The sequence below is a fragment of the Bacillus rugosus genome, assembly GCF_023238245.1.
Classification (GTDB): domain Bacteria; phylum Bacillota; class Bacilli; order Bacillales; family Bacillaceae; genus Bacillus; species Bacillus rugosus.
The window spans coordinates 2,233,580-2,248,312 of the sequence record NZ_CP096590.1; the positions used below are offsets into that span (position 1 = coordinate 2,233,580).

At 44.1% G+C, this 14,733-nt stretch carries 18 protein-coding genes; 1 reads left to right on the plus strand and 17 read right to left on the minus strand.

Going from position 1 to position 14,733, the window contains the following annotated elements; translation table 11 throughout:
* From panC to M0696_RS11110, 9 genes are all read right to left on the minus strand, one after another.
* Complete coding sequence (gene panC / locus M0696_RS11070; RefSeq protein ID WP_166851410.1) at positions 1-861, minus strand: pantoate--beta-alanine ligase; 861 nt, start codon at positions 859-861, stop codon at positions 1-3.
* A gap of 1 nt (position 862) precedes the next feature.
* Positions 863-1,696 carry a 3-methyl-2-oxobutanoate hydroxymethyltransferase gene (panB, locus tag M0696_RS11075; RefSeq protein WP_222143055.1) on the minus strand — a complete coding sequence of 278 codons (834 nt, stop codon included), beginning with the start codon at positions 1,694-1,696 and terminating at the stop codon, positions 863-865.
* A gap of 244 nt (positions 1,697-1,940) precedes the next feature.
* Positions 1,941-2,918 carry a biotin--[acetyl-CoA-carboxylase] ligase gene (locus M0696_RS11080; RefSeq protein ID WP_222143056.1) on the minus strand — a complete coding sequence of 326 codons (978 nt, stop codon included), beginning with the start codon at positions 2,916-2,918 and terminating at the stop codon, positions 1,941-1,943.
* Positions 2,903-4,096: a CCA tRNA nucleotidyltransferase gene (locus tag M0696_RS11085; protein WP_222143057.1), complete on the minus strand. Its 1,194-nt coding sequence runs from the start codon at positions 4,094-4,096 to the stop codon at positions 2,903-2,905. The genes M0696_RS11080 and M0696_RS11085 overlap by 16 nt, the downstream gene beginning before the upstream one ends.
* A 4-nt stretch (positions 4,097-4,100) precedes the next feature.
* Positions 4,101-5,234 carry an N-acetyl-alpha-D-glucosaminyl L-malate synthase BshA gene (gene bshA / locus M0696_RS11090; RefSeq protein ID WP_222143058.1) on the minus strand — a complete coding sequence of 378 codons (1,134 nt, stop codon included), beginning with the start codon at positions 5,232-5,234 and terminating at the stop codon, positions 4,101-4,103.
* The gene (gene bshB1 / locus M0696_RS11095) at positions 5,231-5,941 is read right to left on the minus strand and encodes a bacillithiol biosynthesis deacetylase BshB1 (RefSeq protein ID WP_222143059.1); all 711 of its coding nucleotides are present in this window, start codon (positions 5,939-5,941) and stop codon (positions 5,231-5,233) included. Before bshB1 ends, bshA begins: the two co-directional genes overlap by 4 nt.
* On the minus strand, positions 5,934-6,347 hold the full coding sequence (gene mgsA / locus M0696_RS11100) for a methylglyoxal synthase (RefSeq protein ID WP_003225572.1): 414 nt from the start codon (positions 6,345-6,347) through the stop codon (positions 5,934-5,936). The genes bshB1 and mgsA overlap by 8 nt, the downstream gene beginning before the upstream one ends.
* A gap of 15 nt (positions 6,348-6,362) precedes the next feature.
* Positions 6,363-7,166 carry a 4-hydroxy-tetrahydrodipicolinate reductase gene (gene dapB, locus M0696_RS11105; protein ID WP_222143060.1) on the minus strand — a complete coding sequence of 268 codons (804 nt, stop codon included), beginning with the start codon at positions 7,164-7,166 and terminating at the stop codon, positions 6,363-6,365.
* 11 nt (positions 7,167-7,177) lie between these two features.
* On the minus strand, positions 7,178-7,513 hold the full coding sequence (locus tag M0696_RS11110) for a nucleotide pyrophosphohydrolase (protein WP_004398044.1): 336 nt from the start codon (positions 7,511-7,513) through the stop codon (positions 7,178-7,180).
* Positions 7,514-7,652: 139 nt separating this feature from the next.
* On the opposite strand from M0696_RS11110, the gene M0696_RS11115 reads away from it, so the two are divergent.
* Positions 7,653-8,525: a YitT family protein gene (locus tag M0696_RS11115; protein ID WP_222143061.1), complete on the plus strand. Its 873-nt coding sequence runs from the start codon at positions 7,653-7,655 to the stop codon at positions 8,523-8,525.
* 40 nt (positions 8,526-8,565) lie between these two features.
* Here the strand turns inward: M0696_RS11115 and ypjB are convergent, their stop codons facing one another.
* From ypjB to M0696_RS11155, 8 genes are all read right to left on the minus strand, one after another.
* Positions 8,566-9,360, minus strand: coding sequence for a sporulation protein YpjB (gene ypjB, locus M0696_RS11120; protein ID WP_166851386.1), 795 nt, complete (start codon positions 9,358-9,360; stop codon positions 8,566-8,568).
* A gap of 68 nt (positions 9,361-9,428) precedes the next feature.
* Positions 9,429-10,022, minus strand: a complete 594-nt coding sequence (gene lhaT, locus M0696_RS11125) for a lipoprotein heptaprenylglyceryl N-acetyltransferase LhaT (protein WP_222143062.1) — start codon at positions 10,020-10,022, stop codon at positions 9,429-9,431.
* A 110-nt stretch (positions 10,023-10,132) separates the two neighbouring features.
* Positions 10,133-10,900, minus strand: coding sequence for a menaquinol-cytochrome c reductase cytochrome b/c subunit (locus M0696_RS11130; RefSeq protein WP_003225562.1), 768 nt, complete (start codon positions 10,898-10,900; stop codon positions 10,133-10,135).
* Positions 10,901-10,934: 34 nt separating this feature from the next.
* Positions 10,935-11,609, minus strand: coding sequence for a menaquinol-cytochrome c reductase cytochrome b subunit (qcrB, locus tag M0696_RS11135; RefSeq protein ID WP_003225560.1), 675 nt, complete (start codon positions 11,607-11,609; stop codon positions 10,935-10,937).
* A gap of 1 nt (position 11,610) precedes the next feature.
* Positions 11,611-12,114 carry a Rieske (2Fe-2S) protein gene (locus tag M0696_RS11140; RefSeq protein WP_222143063.1) on the minus strand — a complete coding sequence of 168 codons (504 nt, stop codon included), beginning with the start codon at positions 12,112-12,114 and terminating at the stop codon, positions 11,611-11,613.
* Positions 12,115-12,257: 143 nt separating this feature from the next.
* Complete coding sequence (locus M0696_RS11145) at positions 12,258-12,704, minus strand: YpiF family protein (protein ID WP_222143064.1); 447 nt, start codon at positions 12,702-12,704, stop codon at positions 12,258-12,260.
* Between the two features lie 53 nt (positions 12,705-12,757).
* Entirely contained in the window at positions 12,758-13,297 is a 540-nt protein-coding gene (locus M0696_RS11150) for a ReoY family proteolytic degradation factor (protein ID WP_087986937.1), read from the minus strand.
* Positions 13,298-13,368: 71 nt separating this feature from the next.
* Positions 13,369-14,640, minus strand: coding sequence for a tetratricopeptide repeat protein (locus M0696_RS11155; RefSeq protein ID WP_248601960.1), 1,272 nt, complete (start codon positions 14,638-14,640; stop codon positions 13,369-13,371).
* Positions 14,641-14,733: the final 93 nt, after the last annotated feature.

Here is a 14,733-nt window from a genome sequence, read left to right on the forward strand (position 1 = left end):
TTATATTCTCTCCATTTCTCGAATATCAATAATGATATTATCTATTAAACGCGCTTTTGAAAAAGCAACTGCAACAGCCAAAATGATTTTCCCTTCAATTTTGTTCACAGACTCGAGTTCCGGATAGGAATAAAGCTCCACATAGTCAATGGTGCCGCTTGTCGTTTCAATGATTTCTTTCGCAGCTTTTATCACCGCTTCAGGGTCTCTTTCGCCGGCTCTGATCAGCTCTGCACTTGTTTGAAGGGCCCGATACAGTTTAGGCGCTTCTTTTCTTTCGTCAGCTGTTAAATATACGTTGCGGGAGCTTTTGGCTAAGCCGTCTTTCTCTCTGACCGTATCGACTGCAACCAATTCAATATCCATGAAGAAATCGCTGATTAAGCCGTCAACAACTGCTACCTGCTGTGCATCCTTTAAACCGAAATAGGCGCGGGTCGGCTGCACAAGATTGAACAGCTTCGTCAGTACAATTGCAACACCGTCAAAATGTCCTTCTCTTGAGCGTCCGCATAAAACGCCTGTACGTTTTTCGACGTGAATCGCGACATTCTTTTCACCGGGATACATATCATGAGCATCAGGCGTAAAAAGAATATCGACTCCGGCGTTTTGTGCAAGAGCCGCATCCCGATCAATATCACGCGGATATGCTTCAAAGTCTTCATTAGGACCGAATTGCGCGGGATTCACAAAAATACTCATAACGACTGCGTCATTTTCTTGTCTTGCTTTGTCTGCCAAGGTTAAATGCCCCTCATGCAGAAAGCCCATCGTCGGAACAAATCCGATTGACTTCCCCTCTGACTGATATTGTCTTATGGCTTCTTTCAGCTGTGAAATATCTGTAATCTGTCTCATCTTATTTTCCTCCGTACAAGCCGTCCAGCACTGTCTGATTCATTTGAAAGGAATGCTTTTGTTCAGGGAAAGCACGATGTCTTACATCCTGAACATATCCGCTGATTGCTGTTTCGATTGTTTCGTCAATTTGCGTATATTGCTTTACAAATTTAGGTGTTCTCTCAACACCGTGGCCGATAATATCATGATAAACGAGAACTTGCCCGTCTGCTTTCACACCAGCCCCGATTCCGATGACCGGTATGCTTAGCACCTCGGCAATTTTGGCTGTGAGTTCTGCAGGCACACATTCCAGGACAAGCATCATAGCTCCTGCTTCTTCGCATTTTATACTGTCTTCTATTAATTTTTTGGCGCTTTGTTCGTCTTTTCCTTGTACTTTATATCCACCCAATACACCGACTGACTGCGGTGTCAGGCCTAAGTGACTGACTACCGGAATGCCTCCGAGCGTCAATGCGCGAATAGATTCAAACACACCTTCTCCGCCCTCAAGCTTAAGGGCGTCAGCTCCGCTTTCCTGAACGATAGCCGTAGCATTTTTCAGTGTATCTTCCTTGGACAGGTGATAAGACATAAACGGCATATCTGTCACAATAAAAGTATTCGGCGCGCCCCTTTTAACAGCTTTTGTATGATGGATCATGTCCGCAACTGTCACACCGACAGTTGAATCAAGGCCGAGGACGACCATTCCGAGTGAATCACCGACTAAAATCATGTCCACTCCCGCTTGTTCAGCAAGCTTAGCTGACGGATAATCATAAGCGGTCAGCATCACGATCGGTTCTTCAGTCTCCTTCATTTTTAGAAAATCGAGTTTTGTTTTCATGTTTTCTCCTCCTCATGTTTAGAGGAGATGAGCTGCCGTTTTCTTATACAAGCCAAAAAACCTTCCGTTTAACGAGAAGGATTCTTCACTTTCTAAAGTTCGGCGAGTTTCATCCCTCTGTCCCAGTCCTTTTTTGGATCAAGGCAGACTGCTGCAATGTCTATCTATTTTTATAATAGGTGCAGTTCGCAGGCGATACTGCCCAATGGAAGTATACCAAAATCAACGGGCTTGTACCAATACATTAACCCAATTCAATATCGGCAGAATAGATTTTTTTAATGCCTTTCTGCGTTTCTAAAAGAAGAACGCCTTCATCATCTATACCTAACGCCTTCCCGTAAAAGGTTCCGTTTAACGTTCTGGCTCTCATATGAGTGCCGATTCCCAACGCATAGCTTTCCCATAAAAGCTTAATTGGTGTAAAACCGTGTGTCATATAATCCCGGTACCGTTTTTCAAAGCAAAGTAAAATATGCTGGATGACGCCGGCCCGGTCAATTTTTTCTCCGGCAGCTTGGCTGAGGCTTGTCGCGATGTCCTTCAGTTCATCTGGAAAATCATCAGACTGCTGGTTCACGTTAATTCCGATCCCGATAATGACTGAACGTACGCGATCTTCCTCGGCCTGCATTTCTGTTAAGATGCCGACTGTTTTTTTTCCGTTAATCAAAATATCATTAGGCCATTTAATATCCGTTTGGATGCCTGCTGCCTCTTCTATTCCCTGCACAACAGCTACTGCAGCCAGTAATGTGAGCTGCGGTGTTTTTTGGAGCGGAATGTCAGGCCGCAAAATGAGGCTCATCCAAATGCCGTTTCCCTCTTGAGAATGCCATACCCTAGACATTCGGCCTCTGCCGGCTGTTTGTTTGTCAGCCACCACGAGAGTTCCTTCCGGTGCGTTATTATTCGCAAGCTCATGCGCCTTTTTTTGCGTGCTTGATATAACGTCTTGATAAATTAGATGCTGGCCCATTACTTCCGTTTTCAAACCGAAGCGAATTTCACTTTCACTGAGTTTCCCGGGCTTTTTGATGAGCCGATATCCTTTTCTTCTAACGGCTTCTACTTCATAGCCCTCTTTCCGAAGCTCTTCAATATGCTTCCACACGGCAGTTCGGGAACAGCCGAGGGCATCACTGATTTTTTGGCCGGAAATAAATTCATTTCCGGCCTGAGAAAATAATTCAATAAGGTCTTTTCTTAATGTTGACCGCATGTCTTCAGCCACTCCTCTATGTGTTTCTTTTGATTGGAGAGCTTTCCTGTCACAACAGCCTGCTCGATCCGCTGTAATTCTTCCGACACCCATTTCCCGGCAGGCCGGTTTCGAAGCGCAAGCAAATCCTTACCCGTGATATCAAGATCCTTAAGGCTTTTGATCGGCAGGCTTTGATAAGCGTATTGAATGTCTTTCAGTTTTTCTTCATCCAGTTTTTCGTTTTGCCGAAGCTGCGATATTTTGGCCGCTGAAAGAAGTGATTTCCCCCCTGCTTTGTACATTGACATAGCGTCAAGTCTCTGGCCAAACGTATGGGCAATGTGAACGGCTTCCTTCATCACTTTTCCCGGGAGCTTCCATGCTTTCAGGAAAAGCGGCGCATCTTTCAAATCTACTTCAAGATCAATTAAAAGCGCAGCCCAAAGCTCTTCACGGGATGTTAAAGAGTGAAACGGAAACTCACTCGCTGCAAGCAGGTTCTCTCGTTTATGATAAAAACCAGGCAGTTCCTCGTACAGTCCCGTTTGAATAAGCGTTTGAAGCGCCTGGCGGGACGCTCTTCCATGCAGCAGTTTCTCAAACTCTATTGTCTTTCGTTCAACTGAAACATGGGATAGGAGTGATTTTTCTTTCGTGATGGCTTCTTCTGTTTCTAGTGAAAGCGTAAAGCCAAGCTGGCTCATAAAGCGTACAGCTCTCAGCATACGAAGCGCATCCTCTTGAAATCTGTCCTCAGGCTTTCCGACGGTTCGAATTAGTTTCTGATCAATATCTTTCTTGCCGCCAAAGTAATCAAGCACCTTCCCATCCGTTGTCATGGCCATCGCATTAATCGTCAAATCTCTGCGTTTTAAATCCTCTTCTAATGATGTGATAAATTGCACGTCTGACGGCCTTCTATAATCTTCATACTCTGATTCAGTCCGGAATGTAGTGACTTCGTAGGTTTCATCTTCCCAGAGCACAATAATCGTCCCGTGCTCTTTGCCTACATCAACCGTCCGCTGAAACAGCTGTTCTACTTGTTCTGGTGCTGCATCAGTTGCGATATCGACATCTCCGACCGTTCGTTTCATATAGCTGTCACGAACTGCGCCTCCGACAAAATAAGCCTGGTGGCCCGCTTCGATTAAGGTGCGGAGCACGGGAAGTGCTTTGATAAAAACTTGTTCCATGTTATCACTCCGGTTCTGCTAAATCGGCATAAATCTGTTCATACTGGCTGACAATTTTTTGTGAAGAAAATTCATTTTTGAGCATCTCCATTGCCGCCTTTGTAAAACGCTTGCTTAGCTGTTCATCTTCTAAAATACTCATCGCGCGGGCTGTTGCGGCTGCAACATCGCCGACATCCACCAAAAACCCGCTCACATTGTTCTTAATAACCTCCGGGATACCGCCAATGTTTGTTCCGATACAAGGCACCCCGCAAGCCATCGCCTCAAGCAGGACAAGGCCGAAGCTTTCTTTTTCAGACAGCAGCAGCTTCAAATCGCTAATGGAATAAAGTTCCTCAACACGATCTTGATTTCCAAGCATTAAAACTTGGTTTTCCAATCCATATTTTCTGACTAGCTCACAGGCTGTCGATTTCTCTGGACCGTCTCCAACTAAAAGCAGCTTCGCTTTCGTTTTGCCGGCGATATTGCGGAACACACGGATGACGTCCTGCACGCGTTTGACTTTTCTAAAGTTGGACACATGGATGACGACTTTTTCGTCTGGTAAAATACCATGTTTCTCTTTAATCGCGGCAGTGTTTTTCTTCAGATACACGCGCTCATCTATAAAGTTATAAATCGTTTCGATTTTTTTCTCCGGTTTAATTAAATCATACGTTTCAGCTGCAAGCGCTGAGGAGACAGCGGTCACCCTGTCTGATGCCTCAATGGCAAAACGGATAAGGTCTTTGAGAGACGGGTCATAGCCTAACACCGTGATATCCGTGCCGTGCAAAGTTGTTACAATGCCGATATTGCGTTTCAGCATCTGCTTTGCAAGATAGGCGCAAACGGCATGCGGGAGAGCGTAGTGAGCATGGATAATGTCTAAATTCTCCCGTTCTGCCACCTCAGCGATTTTGCTTGCCAATGTCAAATCATACGGAGGATACTTAAAAACAGCATATTGATTAACCTCAACTTCATGAAAGTGAATATTGGGGTGATATGTATTTAGTCTAAACGGAATGCTTGACGTGATAAAATGGATTTCATGTCCCTTTTCAGCAAGCTGCTTCCCCAGTTCTGTCGCAATGATACCTGAGCCTCCGACGCTCGGATAGCATGTGATCCCTATTTTTAGTTTTTTCATTGTTCGCCCCCAAGCACATCATGATCGAGCATCAGCATCCGTTTGGAAAAGAAACCCTCGGCATACTTCACACCCGCTTCTTTACCGTAAAGCTTTTCTCTCGCTTCAACGATTTCGATATAGCCATTCGTCAGAGGAGTTGAAACTGAATCCTTTGACGGTATAAACTGGCTTTTGTAGGCATTGAGGCTCTGTTTTTTGGCCTCTATTGTATCCGAGATATCAATGACAAAATCAGGCTGATGAAAACCATTTATCATATAGTAGTAAACCTTGCTTACTTTATGCGCGGGAAGGCTTTTTTCGTCTTTATATTTGTGGATTCCTGCGGAAAAAATTGCCTCTTCCACCAGTGCAGCTGCATTGCCGTGATCCGGATGGCGATCCTTTTTATACGGCATAAAGACTGCTTTTGGCCGGTACGTTCTGATGACACTGACAATCACCCGTATTGCCTGATCACTCATCATCAGGCCGCGGTCCGGAAGCGTCAGCTGAATTCTTTTTTCTGCACCTAATATACGAGCTGCTTCAGCAGCTTCTTCTTTACGTAAACTGACCGTTCCGTTTGAAGAGAGTTCCGCTTCAGTCAAATCGCATATCATTACTTTTTTTCCCTGTTTGACAAACTTCGCGATTGTGCCGCCCATTCCGATCTCGACATCATCACTGTGAGCGCCAAACGCAAGAACGTCAGCATTATACATTCGGCTCTTCTCCCCGAAGAAGGTCGCGGAATTCGAAAACACCTTCATCAAGTGTGCGGACAAGAATCTCCGCAGTACCCATATTTGTAGCGAGCGGAATGGAATACACATCACATAACCGGATTAATGCCGAGACATCCGGTTCATGCGGCTGCGCGGTCAGCGGGTCGCGCAGAAAGATGACAAGATCAAGTGCATTGGCCGCGATCAGTGCGCCGATTTGCTGATCTCCCCCTAAAGGGCCGGATTGAAAACGTTCAATTTGAAGACCTGTCGCCTCTTGAATTTTCAGCCCTGTTGTGCCGGTTGCGTATAGATCATGATGCCTCAAAATATCACGATAGGCAGTCGTAAATTGAACCATATCCTGTTTTTTCTTGTCATGCGCGATTAAAGCAATTTTCATCATTTATCCCCCTGTCTAATCAATGATATTTTCTAATCCGTACACAAGCTGATCAATCTTCATGACTTGTTCGACTGAAAGTTTAACACCTGACATGAAAGAAGCGCGATTATAGGAATCGTGGCGGATCTGAAGCGTTTGCCCATCCATGCCGAACATGACTTCCTGATGTGCGATCAATCCCGGAAGACGGACGCTGTGCAGGCGGATACCGTTTTGCTCCGCTCCTCTTGCTCCTGGGAGAATTTCTTTTTCATCCGGATGCCCTTGCTGTTTTTCTTTACGAACTTCTGAAATCATTTCCGCTGTTTTAAGCGCCGTTCCGCTTGGTGCGTCAAGCTTCTGGTCATGGTGAAGCTCAATAATCTCAACATCCTCAAAGTAGTTGGCAGCCATTTTCGAAAATTTCATCATCAGCACTGCACCAAGCGCAAAGTTTGGTGCGATGATGGCTCCGATTCCCTTCTCTTCTGTTAAAGATGTAAGCTCTTTTAAATCAGCTTCTGAGAAACCGGTTGTTCCGACAACCGGGCGAACTCCGTGCTCTACTGCAATTTTTGTATGTACTTTCCCGATTTCAGGCGTTGTTAAATCAATTAATACATCCGGCTGTGTTTCGGTAAAACATGCACGGATATCTGTGTAAATGAGGGCATCTGACTCAACAGACATCACATCAGATAATTTTTGCTGGTCGTATGTATGGTCTATGGCCCCGACAAGGTTAAAATGAGGTGTTCGTTCCGTCAATTTAACAGCTTCCTGCCCCATTCTTCCACGCGGTCCTGCAATGACTACTTTAATTGTTTCGTTTGACATCTCGATCTCCTCTACTTTCCTTCTTCTTTTCTGGTCCAGCGATCTTTATCTCTAGTATTAAATTTATGCATGACTCGGTCGTGGGCTTCCTCTAAAGAGATATCAAGAGAGTTGGCTAAGCAAACCAATACAAACAGCACATCGCCCATTTCCTCTTCCATGCTTTTATCATCTTCAGTCGCTTTTTTTGGTTTTTCTCCATAGCGGTGATTCACTTCTCTGGCAAGCTCGCCCAGTTCTTCGGTCAGCCTCGCCATCATGGCAAGCGGGCTGAAATATCCTTCTTTAAATTGGCCGATGTAACGGTCTACTTCAGCCTGTATGTCTTTCATTGTTTTATCACTCACTAAACGAAACCTCCTATCATCCTCTTACATGTTAGCTAATTCAGATACGTTTGACAAATGTTTAAGCACGTTTGCTGTTTTCTTTTTCATCCACTATAATATAAACGCTATCTAATGGAAGGAAAAGGGGTTTTATGTGATGCTTGGAGAAATTAGATTAAAAAACATATTTTTCATTTTAATCGGAGCGGCAATTTTTTCTTTTGGCTTGGTTCATTTCAATATGCAGAACAATCTGGCTGAGGGCGGTTTTACAGGTATTACACTTTTGCTTTATGCTCTTTTCCACATCAGCCCCTCTATCTCGAACCTGGTGTTGAACATTCCGATCTTTTTTATCGGCTGGCGTCTGCTTGGCAGAACAATGTTTGTTTACACCCTTGTCGGCACTGTAGCCTTGTCTTTGTTCCTCAGCATCTTTCAGCGATATGAAATACATATGCCTCTTCAGCACGACTTAGCGCTCGCTGCTTTATTTGCCGGCGTGTTTATCGGAGCCGGACTAGGAATTATTTTTAAGTTCGGCGGTACGACAGGCGGAGTTGATATCATCGCCCGTTTGGCCAATAAATATTTTGGGATTCCGATGGGCAGAACGATGTTTGCTTTCGATGCCTGCGTCATCATTTTGTCTTTGCTTACTTATCTCTCCTATAAAGAAGCGATGTATACCCTTGTGGCTGTATTTGTAGCTGCAAGATTAATTGATTTTATTCAGGAAGGCGGATACGCTGCTAAAGGCGCTACGATTATCTCTTCGAAAAACGATCTGATTCAGAAAAAGGTTCTTGAAGAAATGGAACGGGGCGTCACCATTTTGAAAGGACAGGGTTCCTATACAAAAGAAGATATAGATGTGCTTTATTGTGTTGTGCCGAAAAACGAATTGGTGATGCTGAAAAGTGTGATTAACTCCGTTGATCCTCATGCCTTTGTGGCGGTAAGCGATGTCCACGATGTGCTCGGAGAAGGATTTACGCTTGATGAAAATAAAAATCCGCTTCCGCGCTGACATTTGATAGAAAAAAGGCGGCTGCCGCCGCCCCTCAAACTTACTTAGGGTAGTCCCGTTTTTTCAGCTTGTTTTTCTCCGCTTTGTACTTTCTGTAGCCGACATAGGTCAGAGCTGCAATGATGATACTGCCGGTTGTGATGATCACCCAGAGTAAGGACGGGTCGGCATCATCCTCCTCCACCCTGTCAAAAACATTTTTCAGATCATGCTGAAGAAGAGAAAGCCGTTCAAGCTTCGTGCTCTCGGTCATTTGCTGAAATTCCTCTTGCTCAATGACATCTATATGTTTTCCGACTGTTTCAAGCTGATCCTCTGATACATCGATTGTGAGACTGGGGTAAATCAAATCATATAGACTGATAAATTCATTCCATTTTTCATGAAAACTCGTACTTTCATTCTTTTGGACATCCTGCTTCAGTTCAGCAAAGGCTTCCATAATCGGTTTTTCCAGTGAGCCCCAAAGCGGATCAGACCGATTGTCAACTGCGTCCATCAGCATTCTGAACTGCGCGGCTGCTCTGAGTTTTTGTGTATCTGATGTATCAGCCTGCTTTAAACTCCGTACCATATCATTATAGCCCAGTGTGATTTGGCGGATTTGGGCTCCAGTTAGCATGGTGTCTTGCTTTTTTTTCTCAGCGGATTTTAATGTTTTTTCAAAATAAGCAAGGACTTGCAGCGCCTCTTCATATTTTGACTGGCGGGTCATTTGAAAGACCGTATCGGATAAATCGTTCAATTCTTCGAGACTTCCCCGCTCTGCAGCCTTGGCATTTCCATTATAAAAAATAAGAGCAATCAACAAACAGATCGTCAGCTTTCGTTTCATGCAGGTCCCTCCCACTCTCTCTCCTTACAGAATATGAAGAAAGGGACAAGGATAGACCAACATTGTCTTTACATCAGCTCAAGCTTTGTTTGCTTTTTCGAGACCACAAGAAAGTAAGCTAGCCCAATTGAAAAAATGCTCAGCCAAAATGTTCCGTACCCTATATCAGTCATATAATCAGAAAGCATAGAGTATTGCGGCATCATGTCAAACAAGTAATCAATGACATCGTTGTGCAGCGTCCAGACTGCAGCAATTGCAAGATGCCAAAAAGAAAAACGAAAATACGGACTGTACAACACGCCTTGGACTGCCATGGCAAAATGCGAGGCAATCAGCATATAGCCCTCCCACGGCAAGTCACCTTCTACAGCCAGCACAAGAAAATTCATAGCGACCGCCCATAGGCCATACTTTACGAGGGTGACTAGCGCAAGGGCCTCAAAGAGCGGAGCATTCCGTTTCATGATAAAGGCGAGCAGCACAAACAGAAAGAAAAACGTTGCTGTCGGACTGTCCGGCACAAAAATCAGGAAACGGGCCGGTGTCTCCAGAAGCTGCGGCAAGTACCAATAGTATCCGTAAACTGTTCCCAGAAAATTGATGGCTAAGACAAGAATAAGCATCGGCCGCAGTCCTAATACATATTGAAACCATTTCACATCAAATCAACTCTCAGTCTGTAAAAATAATGTGTCCATATAAAAAAGCTGACGCCGAGTCAGCTTTTGATAATAAAAGTATATCCTTCCATTTCACAATTCACAACACGTTATTTTGCGGTTGTTTCAGAAATAAATTTTGCAAGTTCTTCAAGCTGCTTATCATTCCCTTTGAACACGCCCGCCGGCATTTTGCCTTTCCCTTCAACAGCTATTTTTTTGATTTCGTCCGGCTTCAGTCCACTGTCAACCAATGAAGGCCCGGCCGCTCCCCCTTGGAGGTTATCCCCATGGCAAGAAATACAGCCCTGCTCCTTAAAAACCTTATATCCTTCTGCATTGGTGTCAATGTCGGCTTCTTTTGTGATTTTCCCCTGTTCTTCTGCCTTGGCCCAGTCGTGAGTAGCAACTGACTGCCATGTTAAAAATACAGCAGCGGAAATGGCAAGAAGCATCATACCGACAGCAACAGGACGCTTCCACGGCCTTCTTTCTGTTCCTCTGTCAAGGAACGGCGCCAAAAGCAGGGCGCCAAAAGCGAGTCCCGGCATAATCATGGCACCGACCACTGTAAAACTTCCAGCGGCGTATTCATACTTCAACAACTGGTATAAGAAAAGAAAATACCAATCCGGCAGCGGAATATAACCTGTATCAGTCGGGTCCGCCATCCGCTCCAAAGGCGGCTGATGCACAATCGTCAAAACAAGAAAACCGATCAGAAAGACAGCCCCAACCATCCATTCCTTCAACAAGAAATTCGGCCAGAAAGCCTCTGTTTTACCAGGATACTCCGAATAATCCTTCGGTATATTCGGCTTTTTTTCAGCCGGTATCCTTGAGTCGCCTACAAATTTCATCCCTTTGCCCCGGTGCATGTCATCCCCTCCCTTTTATTCGCAGATCAAGAGTTTAAAGCGGTCCTGAAATCCCCTGCTTCCGGATCATAATAAAATGTGCAGCCATCAGCCCGAACAATGCGGCAGGAAGAAAGAATACATGGATCGCAAAAAACCTAGTCAGCGTTTGGGCGCCTACAATATCCGGGTGCCCCGCAAGGAGTGTTTTGACTTGCGTCCCGATCAAAGGCGTGGCTTCAGCGATCTGCAGCCCGACTTTTGTTGCAAATAGAGCCTTCATGTCCCATGGAAGCAAGTAGCCTGTAAAGCCAAGCCCAAGCATGACAAAAAAGATCAGCACACCTACAATCCAGTTCAGCTCGCGCGGCTTTTTATACGCCCCCTGGAAAAAGACCCTCAGCGTATGTAAAAACATCATCACAATGACCAGGCTCGCACCCCAGTGGTGCATTCCCCTGACAATCTGGCCGAATGCCACTTCATTTTGCAAATAATATACTGATTCCCAGGCATTTTTGATATCAGGCACATAGTACATCGTTAAAAACATTCCAGATAACACTTGGATAACGGTTACAAAAAACGTCAGTCCCCCAAAGCAATACACAAACGCAGAGAAATGATGGGCGGGATTCACATGTTCCGGTACTTCGTGATCGGCAATATCCCTCCACATCGGTGTAATATCAAGCCGCTCATCTACCCAGTCATAAATTTTGTTCAGCATGTCACCCTTCCCCCTTAGGCTTTGCTTTTCCAAGATACAGGAAGCCGTCTTTTACTTCTTGCTCATAATGATCAAGAGGCGCAAGCGGCGGCGTGCCCGGGACATTGGTGCCGTCTTTTTCATAGAGTCCGTAATGGCATGGACAAAAGAATTTATTCGGATTTTTAGGATCACTATTCCAGTTCACCGTACACCCTAAATGCTTACAAATTGGCGAAAGTGCTACAATTTCATCCCCGCTTTTGAAGACCCAGGCTGATCTTGACTCTTCTGACTCATACCAGGCATCGACTTGATTAATTTTGAAATCAAAGCGCTGCGGCTCTTTTGTCAGCTCATCTACGCTGACAACCTGAACCATGTCCTGCTTCCCTGTCGATTTTAATACCGGGTCGAGTGCAAAGCGAACCATAGGCATGAGCATACTAGCCGCCATAAAGCCCCCTACGCCTGTGAGCGTATAATTCAAAAATTGACGTCTGGATATATCATGTTTTCCGCCCATAACTTCTCCCCCCTCTAGGTCACCCCTGCAAACTGACTAATATAGAAAATATTGCAATAACTCTAGACACCCTCATAATATATGAATCTCTCAGCAAGGTCAATATAGCCCAAAATATTGTTTATGAGGAAATGTAAGTGTTTTTATGGAGTGCTCCACAACTGTAACAAAACGTTCAAAATTTCAGCAGTGCGTTCATCCAATATTTTTCTTTTTAAAGAGTCATTTAAATGCTCTAACGGAACAGACGGTGTAACAATGATTTTGCCTAACGCATCCTCACTTTTCCAATTTTCGTCAGACGTGAGCAGCACAACATGCTGAAATTCTGATATAAGCTCTTCCCGTAAATCCTTAAGTCCTTGAACGGTTATTTCGTTTCTATCAACATATGTATAAGGGGGCAGTAAATATACCCGTCCCTTTAACTGCCTTTCCAGTTCTTCTGACAGAAGCTGCGTGAATTCGCCTTTCTCCGCCGCCATTTTGAAATGGCCGCCTACCTTTATGTTAATTAATGGGATGACAGCGGTATCAATGTAATCCTTAGCTTGTAAATAGTCCTTGGCATCAGTAATTCTCCACCTCATCGTTCTCCCCCTTACGACAACAAGCCTTGCAATACGCTGCAAGGCTGGTCAAATTATGTGAGCTGATTCAATTGGCGCGATAATTGTTCAAATGCTTCTTTATCATGACGATCTAACGCATCGTCAATATCTTTTAATAACTTTTCTCTTTGGAATGTGGAAATAGCGTGCTCCAAAATTTGTTCAGCCAACCCCTGATCTTTTTTGTTCTCATATAGATCCTTCGGAATATGAGGGTTGGATTCCAGTACTGCAGCATACTCAGGTGAGCTGTAAGCTGAACGGAAATTAAGCTGGATAAACAAATCCTGCTGTTTATTTAATCTAATATCATGAAAAGATTTTTCCGCGTCGGTTGTCATGACATTCTCTTTATAGAACCGAAACGGAACTTCTTCAACACAATGTGTTGACATTATAATGCCTCTCGGGCAAAATTCTGCCTGCTCTACAAAATGAACCTTTTCCATGAGAGAATCATGGCTCATTAAGTAGTTCAGGATCCAAACGCACTCTCGGCGCTTTAACTGATAATGGTTTAAAAACCAACGGATAAAATCCTTTTTCTCATTGACAGAAACAGGGGTCTGCATGTAATTCCCTCCTCTATCGTTCGTATAATCTATATACTTATATGTTCCACATGAATGGTAAACATTCCTGCTTATCTAGAAAATTCATCCTCGATTCGCAAAATCGTTTCTTCCAGCTCTTCATTGGCCCCGTCAATTTCAAGAACCTTTTTCAAAAGCGGCAACGCTTCTTTTTGCAGGCCTTCTTCTAATAGGAAGCTTGCGTATTCATATAAGAAATCTCTGTCCTCCCGGTAGTGAAGAAAGGCAGCCTCAAAGGATTGTTTTGCTTTCCCGTATTGCTCTAATTCGGTATATGCGCTCGCAAGATACCAATTGTATTTCGGGTCTTCTTCCCCATAGCCGCGCACCTCTTGAATAAGATCAATGATCTGTTCATAATCCTCTTCTTTATGATACACGGCAAGAAGTGTATGAAGTGCCTCGACGAAGCCCGGATCAAGTGCAAGCGCCTCCTGAAGCAGCTTTTTCCCATCTTCCGACTTCCCGATTTTCAAGGCCATTTTTGCAGCATAGAGGAAAAGCTCTTTGTTATATTCATCATATCTGATACCCTCTTTTGCCGTTTTTAATGCCTCTTCATATATCCCTTCAGCTTCATAGCTTTTCGAAAGCGGCATATAAAGTGAAGAATAAGATGGATCAAGTTCTTTTAAATCAGACAGCTGCTTAATGGCTGTTTTAACAAGCCCCGCCTGTAAGGCTGTAAACCCATAGCCAAAAATCGTATTAGGATCAGGATTCTCATCAACAGCTTTCTCGTACCACGGAATGGCATCCTCAAATTCACCTGAGGCACTTAACGATTCGGCCAGCCTTTGATGGACATTAACCCCTCCGATCTCACTCTGCTCCTTAGCCGTTGCTTTAAAATATTGAACCGCTTTTGCATAAGCTCCCTGTGTAAAGTAAAGCTCCCCCAGTGCAAAATCAATAATGGGTTCATTGTCCAGAATGGACTTTGCTTGTAAAAGCTTTTGTTCACTGACTTCGAATAACCCCTGCATCTGATAAAGATCTGCCATAAGCAGCAAACTTTCCGGATAGGATGGATCTGTTTCCGGAATAGTTTCAAGCACAGCGAGGGCTTTTTCTTCTTCGTCAATATCTATTAAAAGTTCAGCGTAAAAATTCGTCAGTTCTGTTTCATTTGGATATAAATCATGTAAATCACTGATCAGCGAAATCGCTTTTTCTACATTGCCCCACTCGTAATAAAGCTGGGCTGCAATGGCTTTGTCTTCGTCATGGAGCTGTTTTTCAGCTTTCGAGAGAGTGTTGAGGCCTTTTTCTGTTTCACCTGCTTCAACTAATTTTATGGCTTCTTGAATCAATGTATTCAAATCGGACCGGTCCTTTCTTTTCCTATACAACATCAACCATACAAAAAAGCTTTATTTGTTCGGGTTAATCTTATCATAATTCAGACGAAAGCC

Coding starts and splice junctions, on each gene's coding strand:
- panC (WP_166851410.1), bottom strand. CDS start 861: ATGAGACAGATTACAGATATTTCACAGCTGAAAGAAGCCATAAGACAA.
- panB (WP_222143055.1), bottom strand. CDS start 1,696: ATGAAAACAAAACTCGATTTTCTAAAAATGAAGGAGACTGAAGAACCG.
- M0696_RS11080 (WP_222143056.1), bottom strand. CDS start 2,918: ATGCGGTCAACATTAAGAAAAGACCTTATTGAATTATTTTCTCAGGCC.
- M0696_RS11085 (WP_222143057.1), bottom strand. CDS start 4,096: ATGGAACAAGTTTTTATCAAAGCACTTCCCGTGCTCCGCACCTTAATC.
- bshA (WP_222143058.1), bottom strand. CDS start 5,234: ATGAAAAAACTAAAAATAGGGATCACATGCTATCCGAGCGTCGGAGGC.
- bshB1 (WP_222143059.1), bottom strand. CDS start 5,941: ATGTATAATGCTGACGTTCTTGCGTTTGGCGCTCACAGTGATGATGTC.
- mgsA (WP_003225572.1), bottom strand. CDS start 6,347: ATGAAAATTGCTTTAATCGCGCATGACAAGAAAAAACAGGATATGGTT.
- dapB (WP_222143060.1), bottom strand. CDS start 7,166: ATGTCAAACGAAACAATTAAAGTAGTCATTGCAGGACCGCGTGGAAGA.
- M0696_RS11115 (WP_222143061.1), top strand. CDS start 7,653: ATGCTTGGAGAAATTAGATTAAAAAACATATTTTTCATTTTAATCGGA.
- ypjB (WP_166851386.1), bottom strand. CDS start 9,360: ATGAAACGAAAGCTGACGATCTGTTTGTTGATTGCTCTTATTTTTTAT.
- M0696_RS11130 (WP_003225562.1), bottom strand. CDS start 10,900: ATGCACCGGGGCAAAGGGATGAAATTTGTAGGCGACTCAAGGATACCG.
- qcrB (WP_003225560.1), bottom strand. CDS start 11,609: ATGCTGAACAAAATTTATGACTGGGTAGATGAGCGGCTTGATATTACA.
- M0696_RS11140 (WP_222143063.1), bottom strand. CDS start 12,114: ATGGGCGGAAAACATGATATATCCAGACGTCAATTTTTGAATTATACG.
- M0696_RS11145 (WP_222143064.1), bottom strand. CDS start 12,704: ATGAGGTGGAGAATTACTGATGCCAAGGACTATTTACAAGCTAAGGAT.
- M0696_RS11150 (WP_087986937.1), bottom strand. CDS start 13,297: ATGCAGACCCCTGTTTCTGTCAATGAGAAAAAGGATTTTATCCGTTGG.